Source organism: Amaricoccus macauensis, assembly GCF_049800915.1.
GTDB lineage: Bacteria > Pseudomonadota > Alphaproteobacteria > Rhodobacterales > Rhodobacteraceae > Amaricoccus > Amaricoccus macauensis_A.
In genome coordinates this window covers 30,642-44,358 of the sequence record NZ_JBNAFY010000010.1, presented here as the reverse complement: position 1 = coordinate 44,358, position 13,717 = coordinate 30,642, and the positions used below count along the sequence as shown (strand labels likewise).

General features: G+C 67.2%; 9 protein-coding genes. 7 read left to right on the top strand and 2 right to left on the bottom strand.

The annotated features are described in order from the left end of the window. Positions 1 to 43 precede the first annotated feature (43 nt). Both ACP15W_RS19745 and ACP15W_RS19740 read right to left on the bottom strand, forming a co-directional pair. A complete protein-coding gene (locus tag ACP15W_RS19745) occupies positions 44 to 1,081 on the bottom strand; it encodes an NAD-dependent epimerase (RefSeq protein WP_424934669.1) in 1,038 nt (345 codons plus the stop codon). 997 nt (positions 1,082 to 2,078) lie between these two features. Then, positions 2,079 to 3,440 (bottom strand): UDP-glucose dehydrogenase family protein, encoded by a 1,362-nt coding sequence (locus tag ACP15W_RS19740; RefSeq protein WP_424934668.1) that lies wholly within the window; start codon positions 3,438 to 3,440, stop codon positions 2,079 to 2,081. A 239-nt stretch (positions 3,441 to 3,679) separates the two neighbouring features. Here ACP15W_RS19740 and ACP15W_RS19735 point away from each other — a divergent pair, with 239 nt between their 5' ends. The 7 genes from ACP15W_RS19735 (at position 3,680) to ACP15W_RS19705 (ending at position 13,573) form a co-directional block, all read left to right on the top strand. Next, positions 3,680 to 5,791 (top strand): hypothetical protein, encoded by a 2,112-nt coding sequence (locus tag ACP15W_RS19735; RefSeq protein ID WP_424934667.1) that lies wholly within the window; start codon positions 3,680 to 3,682, stop codon positions 5,789 to 5,791. A 154-nt stretch (positions 5,792 to 5,945) separates the two neighbouring features. Beyond that, positions 5,946 to 8,999: a hypothetical protein gene (locus tag ACP15W_RS19730; protein WP_424934666.1), complete on the top strand. Its 3,054-nt coding sequence runs from the start codon at positions 5,946 to 5,948 to the stop codon at positions 8,997 to 8,999. Between the two features lie 43 nt (positions 9,000 to 9,042). After that, a complete protein-coding gene (locus tag ACP15W_RS19725; RefSeq protein WP_424934665.1) occupies positions 9,043 to 9,267 on the top strand; it encodes a hypothetical protein in 225 nt (74 codons plus the stop codon). Further along, positions 9,264 to 10,361: a class I SAM-dependent methyltransferase gene (locus ACP15W_RS19720; RefSeq protein WP_424934664.1), complete on the top strand. Its 1,098-nt coding sequence runs from the start codon at positions 9,264 to 9,266 to the stop codon at positions 10,359 to 10,361. Before ACP15W_RS19725 ends, ACP15W_RS19720 begins: the two co-directional genes overlap by 4 nt. Further along, positions 10,358 to 11,557, top strand: coding sequence for a hypothetical protein (locus tag ACP15W_RS19715; RefSeq protein ID WP_424934663.1), 1,200 nt, complete (start codon positions 10,358 to 10,360; stop codon positions 11,555 to 11,557). Before ACP15W_RS19720 ends, ACP15W_RS19715 begins: the two co-directional genes overlap by 4 nt. Next, positions 11,558 to 12,472, top strand: a complete 915-nt coding sequence (locus ACP15W_RS19710; protein WP_424934662.1) for a hypothetical protein — start codon at positions 11,558 to 11,560, stop codon at positions 12,470 to 12,472. Positions 12,473 to 12,859: 387 nt separating this feature from the next. Further along, a complete protein-coding gene (locus ACP15W_RS19705) occupies positions 12,860 to 13,573 on the top strand; it encodes a sugar transferase (protein WP_424934661.1) in 714 nt (237 codons plus the stop codon). The last annotated feature ends 144 nt before the right edge of the window (positions 13,574 to 13,717 follow it).

Here is a 13,717-nt window from a genome sequence, read left to right as displayed (position 1 = left end):
GGAAACGGTATGGAAACCGTATGGCGAAAACGGGTCCGGAGGCTCACGCGGGGTTGGCCTCCTCCCCGTAGAAATCGCGATACCACTCGATGAAGCGGGCCACGCCTTCGCGCACCGGGGTCGCGGGGCGGTAGTTGGCCGAGAGCGCCAGCCGCGAACTGTCGGCATAAGTATCGGGCACATCGCCGGGCTGGAGCGGCAGGTATTCCTTCACCGCCTCCCGCCCGAGCGCCTCCTCGAGGGCGGCAATGAAATCGGCGAGCTCCACGGGCGCGTTGTTGCCGATGTTGTAGACCCGGAAGGGCGCGTTCGAGGTCGCGGGGTCCGGGGCGGCCGGGTCCCAGTCGGGATCGGGCGCGGCCGGACGGTCGGAGGCACGCAGCACCCCCTCGACGATGTCGTCGATATAGGTGAAGTCGCGGCTGTGGCGGCCGTGGTTGAAGACCTTGATCGGGCGGCCCGCGGAAATGGCAGAGGCAAACAGCATCGGCGCCATGTCGGGCCGGCCCCAGGGCCCGTAAACGGTGAAGAAGCGCAGGCCCGTCGTCGGCAGGGCGTAGAGATGGCTGTAGGCATGGGCCATCAGCTCGTTCGCCCGCTTGGTGGCGGCGTAGAATTGCAGCGGATGATCGACGCCCTGTCCTTCAGAAAACGGCATGGTGGTGTTGGCGCCATAGACGCTCGAGGTGGAGGCATAGGTGAGATGGCCGACACCCGCATGGCGGCAGGCCTCGAGGATATGGGTGAAGCCGAGGATGTTGCTCTCGACATAGGCCAGCGGGTTCTCGAGCGAGTAGCGCACACCGGCCTGGGCGGCGAGATTGATCACCCGATCGAATTCATGGGTCTCGAAGGCGGCCTCGACCGCGGCGCGGTCCGCGAGATCGGCGCGCAGGAAGCTGTAATCAGCGCCGCGGGCCTCGGCCAGACGCTCCAGTTCGGCCAGCCGGGCCTCCTTCAGCGCCGGATCGTAGTAATCGTTGACCACGTCGAGCCCGACGACCGCATCGCCGCGGGCGAGAAGTGCCTTTGCCACGTGAAAGCCGATGAAGCCGGCGCTGCCTGTGACCAGAGTTTTCAAGGCGAAGCCTCCCGCATGCGTTGCGGAAACGGGCTTAGTGCAAAATCGTCGCGGATTGAAACGCTATCTGGGAAGTGTGTTTGCTGCGCATGCCTCTGGTGGCCCGTTCCGCAGGCTAACAAAAGAAGAAGTCATCTTACAGACCGCCCCCAACTTCTTGGACGGACCGAACAGAGGTACTCCCGCATCAACCTGTGTAGGTAGAACCCAAATTATCCTGCATAAATTCAACCTAAGCGCGAGCTGCTATCCTTAACAACCTACTGACAGCAGGTTGTGGACACTTGTCTGTCAACCACAATATGTGGTCGAAATACGCAATAAAACCATTGCGATTCGGAGCACTTTGACTTCCCATAAAGCCGCTGCACTATCGCAGCAGTTTTAAAGGAGGTTCCGAATGTATCGGGATGGTTATACAGAGCGCATCAAACGTCTGTTTGGAGAGCTTCTCAAGCTCGTAATAGTGAAGCTGGTCGTCGACCTAGTTTGCCGACTTTTCGACGACCAGCTCTGAATCACCTTGGTGGTGCGTGACCACACATGCACCATCATACACCTCGTAGCGGATAACAACACCAAATGTGTAACGTAGGGAAGGTTAACCGTTACATTTCGACCGCCCCAAAGGCGGTCGAATAGGTTTATTCTGCATCCTGGATAAGAACGTGCCTCGCAGTATCGGCCTTAAATTTTCTCTGGCAATATTTCGAACAGGTATGATTTCCGGTAATTGCACGATACGATCTCAATTCGCAATCGCGCGCCGCACTTAAGGTAGTGAGCGACTAATCCATGCAAACGACGACATCGTCTCTTGTTCGCCGCGAAATGCGGCGCCATCCGGGGTTGCCGCTGAATTTCACCTTGTTTGCAAATATACTTGGGGAATTACTTCACGCGCAGGATCGCGTGACGGAAAGGCCGGCGGCAGGGACACCGGCGCCGGCCTTCGATCTGTTCGGACATCTCCGCCTCAGGCGACGGAGACGGCCCCCTATTCCGCGGCCGCTTCCGCCCCGGCAGGCGGTTCGATACGCCCGCGGCCGATGGCGTAATAGGCAAAGCCCTTCTTCTCCATGCGCTCGGGGTCGTAGAGGTTGCGGCCGTCGAAGATCACCGGCGCCTTGAGCTTTTCCGCGATCAGGTCGAAATCGGGGGCGCGGAACATCTGCCACTCGGTGATGGTGACGAGCGCATCCGCGCCGCGCAGGCAGGATTCCTTGGTGCCGCAGAGCGTGAGATCGTCACGGTCGCCGTAGATCCGCTGCACCTCTTCCATGGCTTCGGGGTCGAAGGCCCGGACACTGGCGCCCGCCTCCCAGAGCGCTTCCATCAGCACGCGGGAGGCCGCCTCGCGCATGTCATCGGTATTGGGCTTGAAGGCGAGGCCCCAGAGCGCGAAGACCTTTCCCTTCACGTTGCCGCCGTAATGCCGGATGATCTTGTCGAAGATCACTTCCTTCTGGGCTTCGTTGCGGGCCTCGACCGCATCGAGGAGCGTCGGCTCGAAGCCGACCTGGCGCGCGGTGTGGATGAGCGCCTTCACGTCCTTGGGGAAGCACGACCCGCCATAGCCCGCGCCGGGATAGATGAAGTGATAGCCGATGCGCGGGTCCGAGCCGATGCCGTGGCGCACCGCTTCCACATCCGCGCCGAGCTTCTCCGCGAGGCAGGCGATCTCGTTCATGAAGGAGATCTTGGTCGCCAGCATGCAGTTGGCGGCGTATTTGGTGAGCTCGGCCGAGCGCACGTCCATCACGATGACCTTGTCGCGGCTGCGGTTGAAGGGCTCGTAGATCTCGCGCATCAGGTCTTCGGCTTCCTCGCTGTCGGTGCCGATCACGATCCGGTCGGGGCGCATGCAGTCCGCGACCGCAGCACCCTCCTTGAGGAATTCGGGGTTCGAGACGACATTGTAGCCGAGATCGCTGCCGCGGCCCCGGAGCACTTCGGAGAGTTTCGCGCGCACCTTGTCGGCGGTGCCCACCGGCACGGTGGACTTGGTGATGACGGTCTTGGTTTCTTCCATGTGCTCGGCGATGGTTCCGGCCACGGCGAGCACGTATTTCAGATCCGCCGAGCCGTCCTCGTCGGGAGGGGTGCCCACGGCGATGAACTGCACGCGCCCATGGGCCACGGCCTGCGCCGCATCGGTGGTGAAGTTGATCCGGCCTTCGGCGTGGTTGCGCTTGACCATCTCCTCGAGCCCGGGTTCGAAGATCGGGATGCGCCCCTCCTTCAGGGCCTGGACCTTGGCCTCGTCCACATCGACGCAGAGCACGTCATGGCCGACCTCCGCCAGAACCGTTCCCTGGACGAGCCCGACATAGCCGGTGCCGAATACGGTGATCTTCATGGTTGCTCCTGTCTCCTAACCCACTCTTGCCCCTGCGGGCATACATAAGACCCGAAATCACGACCTGTTCAAATAGGCCTGCATATTCTGCCGCAGCAAGGTAAATGTCCATCCTGCCCGGCCCTCCGGACCCGGTCTCAACCACGGTTGCCAAGCGCATCTTCCGGGGCGCGGGTCCGGGCTCTATTGTGGCGGCTGGTGGCAGGGCCTCCCGCGGGGGGCCACAGGTGTGGGGGTGCATGGTGCCGGTCAGCCGGATGAAGAGGGCAGCGACAAGGTTGCCGGTGACGCGGCGGCTGGTGGCGGGGCTGCTGGTGGCGGGACTTGCGGCCCTGCCGGGCGCGGCCCAGGAAGAGCCCGGGGAGGCCCAGGAGGAGGAGGCCCGCGTGGTCGAGCCCGCCCCCCTGCCGCGACCCCTGCCGCCCTGGCTTTCGATCGATCCCGGAACCGCCGCCGATCTCTTTGCCATGCCGGTGATCGCCGCGGAGATCCGCGAGGCGGGCGCACTTGCGGACGCGGGCGAGACCGGCGCGGCGACGCTCCTGCTCGACCGGCTGGTCCTGCGCCATCCGGATCTGGCCGAGCTCCGGGTCAACCGCGCGGCCCTTGCCATGCTCGAGGGATTCCCCGAGGCCGCCCGGGCCGATCTCGAGGCGGCCGCGGAGGCGGGCATGGAGATGGCGCCGCTGCTGTCCGAACCGGTCTTCGCGGAGCTCGCCGCGGATGCGGCCTTCGCCTCCCGGCTGGCAGACCTGGCCGCGGAGCGCGACACCGAACCGGGGCTTGCTCCCACCCCCACCCCCGCCTGGAGCGGGCGCGCGGTGGTGAGTGCGGCGAACACGGTCTGGAACCCCGAGACCGGGCGTCTCGAGCCGCGCTTCGCCTTCGCCCCCGAGCCGTCCGCGCCCGTGCTGCCCGTCCGTCCCAGGACAGCCGCCAGCGACCTGCTGCGCGAGCATGAAAAACGCGGCCGGGCGGCGGGAAACAACGGCGATCTCTACGACAACCGCGACCGCGGCCATTCGGCGCTCGAACGCGCCGCCCACCCCCAGCTTGCCCATGTGGTCTATGACGATGCCGCGAAGCGGGCGGGCGTGGATTACGGGCTGGCGGGCCCCTTCCTCTTCGACCGGCCGGTGCTGGGCAATTCCTCGACCGCGATCACGAGCGGCCCCGCCTGGCGCAGCCTGCCGCGCCACGCCTATACCTATCCCGACGGGGCAGGCCCCCTGCGGCTCTGGCAGGAAGCGCGCGCGAACCACCTCTACGTCTATCCCGCGCACGAGGATTTCACCGACGAGGGCGGCGATCTCTTTCCGGCCAACACGCCCTATATCCTGATCTCGCGCGGCTCCTCGGGTTCGGACAAGCCCCTCCTCGAGGCGGTGGCGATGATCCTTGCCGCCTTCCGCCCCGACACCAAGGAGCGGCTGATCGCGGAAGGCCTCGTCACGCCGACGGTGCAGATGGTCTTCCGCCGCAGCCTGCAGAACGTGCGCTCGCGGGAGAGCTATTTCAGCTCGGATGCACAGCGCGCCGCCTTCGACGGCTTCGACATCAACCTCGCCCGCATGGTGAGCCTCGCCAACGCGATCCGGGTCGAGGACATTCCCGCCGAGGTGCGGATCGCGGTCGAGGCGGAGGATCTGGGCCGGGAGGGCGTGGATTTCTTCGGGGAGGGGCTGAGCGAGCAGCTGTTCGACACGCCCCGGGCGGTGGCACGGGTCTGGCGTTCGAAGACCGGGCGGCGCGAGATGATCCTCTCGGCGGAGGAGAGCCGCGACCCGAACGGGCGGGCGCTCGCCTTCGAGTGGCGGCTCCTGCAGGGCGATCCGGAGAAGGTCACGATCGAACCGCTGGACGGAGGTGCGCGCGCGCGCATCACCCTCGACTGGCACGCGCCCTTCGAGATCTCGGAGGAGTTGCCCGTCACCTCCTCCCGCGTCGATATCGGGGTCTTCGCGCACAATGGCGTGCATGACAGCGCACCGGCGATCCTGAGCTGGTATTTCCCGCCCCAGGAGACGCGGACCTACGAGACCGGCCCGGACGACACGCCCCGGATCGTCTCGATCGACCATGCCGACCCCGAGAAGGCCGAGACCTATGCCGATCCGGTGCTCACCCCGGGCGCGGACTGGCGCGATACGTATCGCTACGGCCCGGGTGGCGCGCTCGAAGGATGGGTGCGGGTCTCGCCCCGGGGCGAGGCGCATTTCACGCCCCAAGGCGCGCGCATCCTCGCCGTCGATGCCGCGGGCCATCCGGAACGCACGGTGCCGGTCAGCTATCCGCTGGTGGAGGACGCGGACGGCAGGCTCGCGGTCGAGGAGGTCCCGGCGGGCGAGTGACGCGAAACCGGCACGGCGCGCAAGGGGGTGCGGTGACGGTTTTTCGGCCACGGTCCTTCGGGGCCTTGCACTGGCGCCTTGCCAATCGGACGCGTCCTGACCTATCGGTTCGCGACATGAAAGTCGCATCCCGCATATTCTGGACACAATCGACATGCGTTCCAGCACCCTCCCTGCCCCGTCCGGGGAGATGAAAGATCCGGCGGCCCGTGCCGCGACAACCGCCCGGACGCTGTTCGATGCGGGCTGGTATGCAAGGACCGTTCCGGATCTCGAGGGCCAAGAGCCCTGGGCCCATTACCGGAAGACGGGCTGGCGCGCGAGCCGCAACCCGAACCCGGTCTTCGATGTGACGCGCTATCTCGCCGCCAACGCGGACGTGGCGGAGGCAGGCCTCGAGCCGCTTGCCCATTACCTCGAGACCGGCTGGCGCGAAGGGCGCCGCCCCCACCCGCTTTTCGACCCCGCCTGGTATCTCGAGACCAACCCGGATGTGGCGCAGGCCGGCACCGAACCCTTCACCCATTACCTCACCCTTGGCTGGCGGGAAGGGCGCAAGCCGCACCCGCTTTTCGACACCACCTGGTATCTCGGCCAGAACCCGGATGTGGCGAAACAGGGCCGCGAGCCCTTCGGCCATTATCTCGAGTGGGGCTGCCGCGAGCGCAGGCGGCCCCTGCGCAATCCGAACCCGGTGCTCGACATCGCCTGGTACAAGACGCGCTATCCGAAGATCGTGAAGACCGGGCTGGAGCCGCTCGAACATTACGCCACCATCGGCTGGCGCGAGGGCCGCAACCCGAACGCGGCCTTCGACGCGAAAAGCTATCTCGCCGCCAACAAGGGCGTGGCGAAGGCAGGCCTCGAGCCGCTCGCCCATTACCTCGAGACCGGCTGGCGCGAGGGCTGCCGGCCCCATCCGCTCTTCGATCCGAATTGGTATCTGGCCCAGAACCCGGATGTGGCCGAGGCCGGAACCGAGCCCTTCGGCCACTACCTCACCCTTGGCTGGCGCAAGGGGCGCAAGCCCCACCCGCTTTTCGACACCACCTGGTATCTCGGCCAGAACCCGGATGTGGCGAAACAGGGCCGCGAGCCCTTCGGCCATTATCTCGAGTGGGGCTGCCGCGAGCGCAGGCGGCCCCTGCGCAATCCGAACCCGGTGCTCGACATCGCCTGGTACAAGACGCGCTACCCGAGAGTGGCGAAGACCGGGCCGGAGCCGCTCCAGCATTACGCCACCATCGGCTGGCGCGAGGGCCGCAACCCGAACGCGGCTTTCGACACGAGACGCTATCTCGCCGCCAACGCGGACGTGGCGGAGGCAGGCCTCGAGCCGCTCGCCCATTACCTTGAGACCGGCTGGCGGGAAGGGCGTCACCCCCATCCGCTTTTCGATCCCGAGCGGTATCTGGCCCAGAACCCGGATGTGGCCGAGGCCGGAACCGAGCCCTTCGGTCACTACCTCACCCTTGGCTGGCGCGAGGGGCGCAAGCCGCATCCGCTTTTCGATCCCGCCTGGTATCTCGAGACCAACCCGGACGTGGCGAAACAGGGCCGCGAGCCTTTCGGGCACTATCTCGAATGGGGCTGCCGCGAGCGCAGGCGACCCCTGCGCAACCCGAACCCGGTGCTCGACATCGCCTGGTATCAGAAGCGCTACCCAAAGGTGCTCGATACCGGGCTGGAGCCGCTCGAACATTACGCCACCATCGGCTGGCGCGAGGGGCGCAATCCCAATGCGGCCTTCAATGCGACGCGCTATCTCGGGGATTACGGCGAGGTGGCGGAGGCAGGCCTCGAGCCGCTCGCCCATTACCTCGAGACCGGCTGGCGGGATGGCTGCCGCCCCCACCCGCTCTTCGATCCCTTCTGGTATCTCGGCCGAAACCGGGACGTGGAGGAGGCCGGGGCCGAGCCGTTCAGCCATTACCTGACCACCGGCTGGCGCGAGGGGCGCCGCCCCCACCCGCTCTTCGATCCAAAATGGTATCTCGATCAGAACGGGGACGTGCGGAAGATGGGCCGCGAGCCCTTCGGCCATTACCTCGAATGGGGCTGCCGCGAACGCAAGCGCCCCTTGCGCAATCCCAATCCGGATTTCGACATCGCCTGGTATCAGGCCGCCTATCCCGATGCCGCGAAATCGGGGCTGGAGCCGCTCGAGCACTATCTCACCCGCGGCTGGGAAGAGGGAAAGAGCTATTCCCGGGCCCTGAATGCGCGCTACTACCAGCTTCTGCACCCCGATCTCGCCGGGCTCTCGCCGGTCGAGCTGATCGCGCATTTCGAGACCATCGGCCGGGCCGAGGGCCGGGTGGCGGTGCCGCCCGCGCGCGGCGAGGTGACGGTCACGCCCCGGGCCGCGAAACCGCCCGCCCGGCGCAACCTGCCCGAGACCGAAACCGGAGGCGTGCCGCAGTACAGCGCCCCCCTGGTGATCGCGGGCTTCCACCGCAGCGGCACCTCGATGCTGGCCAACCTCTTCCATGACGCCGGGCTCTTCCTGGGCGACGATCTGCTGGGCGGGAAGTTCTCCAACAAATACGGCCATTTCGAGGATCGCACCGTCATCGGCTTCCACGACCGGCTCCTCGCGCAATCGGGCGCCTCCTGGCAGCACGGGAGCGCCTTCATCCCCACCGTCACCCGGGAGGACTGGTACTGGCTGTCGGAATACGGCATCGCGCGGTCGGAGCATGGCGCCTGGGGGGTGAAGGACCCGCGGGTCTGCCTGTTCCTGCCGCAATGGGCGGAGGTCTTCCCGGCGATGTCGGTGCTATATCTCTTCCGCTCCTGCGCCGAATGCGTGGGCTCGCTCAAGCGGCGCGCGGCGGCCGATCTGGCCCGGGGCCAGGCGCCGGCGGTCAATATCCGCTTCTGGACCGAGCCCGATCTCGCGATCCGCATGTATCTCACCTATGCCCGCGCCGCCCTGCGGTTTCTCGAGAGCTTTCCGGGGCGCTCCTGCGTGGTGAGCCTCGACAGCCTGCTGGCGGGGCGCGACATCCTGGGCGAGCTGCGCGAGACCTGGCGCTATCCGCTGGCGCCGCTCGAGGTGGGCGACGTGTTCGAGGCCGGGCTGATGAAGCGCGCGGGCCCCAACGAGGCGGTGGCCGACCCGGCCCTGCTGGCGGAGGTGCGCCAGGTGGAGGCACGGCTGCGCGCGCGCGAACGGATGGGATTCGTCGGGCCGGAAGGCCGGTGACACGCGGGACCGCCGGGACCGGCAGAACGAAGAGAGGCACGCCATGAAGCAGATCCTGGAAAAACTGCCCGAGACGGCCGCGCTGGAGGCGACCTTCGACCTCCTGCGCTACGAGAACGCGGCGCAGCAGGCGCGGATCGCGACGCTCGAGGCCGAGCTGGAGGCGATGCGGGAGGGGCTCGCGGACAAGGACCGGCTGCTCGAATCCCAGCAGGAATTCATCGATCTCCTGAACGCGGAGATCCACGCCCTGCGGGAGACGGGATGAACGCCATGATCCCGCCCCTCAAGCCCCGGAGCGGTGTCCTCGAGGTGACGCCCGGGCGCGTGCGCGTCTTCACCGACCCCGAAACGGCCCTGGACTGGACCCGGCCGGAGGATTTCGCGCAAGGGGATGCCGTCCAGGCGATCGTCCTCCATGCCGCGCCCGATGCCCCCGAACTGCCGCGCCATGTCCGAGCAGCACTTGCGGGGCTTCTGGGCCATGTTCCCTTCTTCGCCGTGCCCTCGGGGGCGCCGGACTGTCCGCTGAGGCGGTGGGCCGAGGCCCATGGTTCGATCTTCGACCGGCTGGTGGCCCCGGAGCCGGGCGAGGCCCCGGCAGGCTCGCTCCTGCGGCTCGAGCGGCCCGCGGGAACGGATCTGATCGAAGCGGTCTTCGAGGATCTGGCGCAGGAAACGGCCCAGGCCTACGAACAGGAGGCGGAGTATTCCCCGGCCGAGCACTGGGAGGCGCGCGCGCAGCAGTTCGGCACGTCGGCCCGCTCGGTCTGCTATGCCAATGCGCCCCGGATCATCAACAAGATGATGCACGAGACGCAGATGGAGGCCCTGATGCCCGCCATCCGGCGCGCGGCCTCCGACATGCGCCGCGGCTCCCGCCCGCCTGCGCTCCTGGAATACGGCTGCGGCATCGGGCGGCTGGCGCGCTACTGCCGGCCCCATGTGCGCTATCACGGCGCGGACATCTCCCGGGGCATGGTGGAGACGGCGCGCACGCTCAATCCCGGCGTGCGGTTCTTCACCACCCGGTCGCTGCCCGCCGCCGACCTGCCCGAGATCGACATCGTGATGACGGTCACGGTGCTGCACCACAACGACCGGGCCGAGCGGCTGAAGATCCTGAAGACGGCCGCGGCGCGCGCGGGCGCGCGGGTGCGGCTGGTGCTGCTCGAGGACCTGCTGGTGCCGGTGCAGATCAAGTCGCACAACATGTATCCCCTGTCGGTGGAACGCCTGCTCGACGAGATCGCCATGACCTTCGGCGGCACCTGCACCCAGACCGGCTTCCGGCTCCTGGCCTACAAGCCCAATGACCTGGTGGTGCGCGCGGCCCTCATGGAACTGGATGTCTGGCGATGAACGAACAGGTCCTGCCCGTCCCCGCCCCCTCCGAAGCGCCCGACCGACCGGGGCGGATCGCCATCGTCTGCAACGGCTGCGTGCCCGGCTCGCGACTGCCGAGCGGCGCCCAGGGCCTGCGCGCCCAGGGGCTCCACCTCGGGCTCCGGGCCTCGGGCCACGACTGCGACATCGTGACGCGCCGGAGCACCGTGCGAGCCCAGCTCGACCGCTGGAACGCGCCCTCGATGCGGTTTCCCGGCCATTGGCGGGTGATCCCCGACGAGCGGCTCGAGGCGCGCCTGAAGGCCGACTACGCCACGATCATCTTCATCGGCTGGGTCGGGATCGACGCCTTTGCCAAGGCCCCCGGCCAGCGGATCGTCTATGATTTCTTCAGCCCCTCCATGGTGGAGCATTCCTTCATCTCCTCGGGTGGGCGGCTGGAGGCGAAACGCAGCAAGAAGGAGGAGCTGATCGCCCAGGCCGACCTCCTCATCGCCAATGGCACCGGCCGGGCGGAATACGGCGCGGATTACATGCGCGCCCGGCCCCCGCTCGTCCATCTGCCCGCCCCGCTTTCCGTGCGGCTCGCCCTGCCCTGGGCCGGGGACGCGGCCATGACGGAAGCGCCCGCGCAGGGAAACCCCGCGCAAGGACCGGCGCGCGAAGGCCCCCTGCGGGTCTTCTTCGGCGGCTTCGACCAGGCCTGGACCCGCGGGCTCGATGCGGGCGCTCTGGAAGACCTCGCGGATCTCGGTGGCGTCGAGGTCACGGCGATCGGCGTGGGCGAGCACCTGCATTTCCACGACCGCGCCTCCCGGCAGCGACCGCGCCGCCCGCAGGGTCGGGTGGTCTATCGGGACGTGGCCGCCTTCGAGGCCTACCGGCGGCTCAATGCCGGCTCCCATATCTCGCTCGACGTGTTCGAGCGCAATGCCGAGCGCGAGCTCTGCTATTCCACCCGCGCCATCACCTCGCTCTGCAACGGTTGCCCGGTCATCACCATGGCCTTCACCGAGGTGGGGCAGCTGGTGGCCGAAACCGGCGCGGGCTGGGTGCTCGAGGAATTCTCGCTGCCCGCAATCCGCGATCTCGTCGCCCGTCTCGCCTCCGATCGCGAGGAGGTGCGGGCGCGGGCGCGCAACACCCGGACCTTCTGGGAGCGCCATTGCGACCCGGAGCACGAGATCCGGCCCCTCGTGGAGGTTCTGTAGATGGACGGCCCCGCCTTCCCCGCCCCCCGGGCGGTCTCGGAGCGGCTCGCGGCACGCTGCCCGACCCTGGTCCTCGTGGTCCATGGCGGCCCGCTCGAGGCCAAGAGCGCGCTGCTCGCCGCCAGCCTCGCGCAGTATTACCTGCCGGGCAGGATCGTCGCCCGGGTGATGGAACCCGAGGCGCGCTGGGGCGCGCTCGGGCCGGAGGCAAGGGCCCTTTTCGAGGGGCTCGGCATCCCGCTCGTGCCGGCGGAGAACCGGATCGATCCCGACTATCCCCATGGCAACAAGGTCGCGGCCCTCGAGGGCATATCGGGGCCGGCGGTGTTTCTCGACAGCGACATGCTGCTGATGTGCCCCTTCTCCTGGCATCCGGAGCTCGGCGCGGACATCGCCGCCAAGCCCGCCGACATCGACACCTTCTCGCGCGGGGGGGGAAGCTGGTCGCGGGTCTGGCAGCTCTTCAACCTCGAGACCCCGGCGAAGAGCTTCACCTCCACCGCCAGCCGCGAGGCGATGCGGCCCTATTTCAACGCCGGCTTCATCTCGGTGCGCGACGGGGACGCGTTTGCGCGCATGTGGGTGGAGACGGTGCGCCGGATCGATGCCGAGCCGCGCATCCTGAACAAGCGCCCCTGGGTCGACCAGATCGCCCTGCCGGTGACCGCCGCCCGGCTCGGCTGGGAGATCCGGCCCCTGGGCGACCGGTTCAACTTTCCCTGCCACCTCTCGGACACCGGCGCGGCCAGCCCCTATTTCGCCCATTACCACTGGCCGAAGGTCATCGCGTCCCAGGCGCCGCTTCTCTGCCGCACGCGGGCGCTGCTGGAGCGCGTGCCGGGACTGGCGGCGATCCTCGCCCGCCACGAGGAATGGGACGGCGTCCTGCGGGCCTGCGACGTGCAGGCAGCCTGAAAGGGCGGGCCACAACCGCAGGATGCAACCCCGGGACCGCCCCACGAAGGCCCCGAAGCCCGGACCGGGCCGCGTGCGAAAAGCCCAAGTTCCTTGGGACATGGGCGGAAAGACCGGGTGCGGACGCGTGGCACAAATTCACCATGATCCTCCAAGGTATTCAATTAAGGCGAAAATTTAGTTGAAATTCGAGGTGAATAGTGTCTTAATTCCCCCCGTGAGAGGGGTAGCTCACAGAATCGATGTTTCAGAAGGAACGCTCCTAGGGCCGTGATACGCGTGGCCTTGTTCGGGTGCCCTGTTGGCGTTTCCGCATCGGATCGCCGAAGAGGGTTTCTGTTTCTGCTGCTCGCGTTGCTTTCATGGTGCTTGGATCAGGGTAGACGGATGACACTCTTTACGGAACTTGACGGAAACCTGACGCTCTCCGACAGTTCGCAAGACTCCGACCTTTCTCGGAAACATCGGCATCCGGATGCTGGAGCGGCCCGCTCCGGGCTCTCCTGGAAACTGAAGACCGTGGCCGATTACATCATGGCTTCCGTGCTGCTCCTGAGCTTCGCGCCCGTTCTCGCCGCCATCGCCCTGGCGGTGAAATTCAGTTCGCCCGGCCCGATCTTCTTCCGCCAGCCGCGCTACGGCGCCGGCCGGAACGTCGTGGTGGTGACGAAGTTCCGCACCATGCGCGTCGAGGGCACCGACATGACCGGCAAGCGCCAGGCGACCCGCGACGATGATCGCGTGACGCCCGTGGGCCGCTTCCTGCGCAAGACCTGCCTCGACGAGCTGCCGCAGCTCTGGGACGTGCTCTGCGGCAAGATGTCGCTGGTGGGTCCGCGCCCGCATGCGCTGGTGCTCGAGGTCGATGGCGAAAGCATCGAGGACATGATCCCCGAGTATCACGAACGTCACACGGTCCGCCCCGGCATGACCGGCCTTGCCCAGATCAACGGCAACCGCGGCCCGGTCCACAGCCGTTCGATGGCCGAGGAGCGCGTCGATTTCGACCTGGAATACATCCGCAGCCACTCGCTGCTCCTGGATGCGAAGATCCTCGTCAGGACGCTGTTCGTGCCGTTCCAGAAGGAAGGCTCGTTCTGAGGCGCTGACCCGCGCCCAACCATTCCGCCCACCAGCCATTCCACCCGGCCATTCCACCCCGACACCCCGCTTCGGCACAGGCCCCGCGCCCGAGGGTGACCCGGGCCGATGGCCCTCTCCGGGAGCAAACGCCCTGTCCGCATG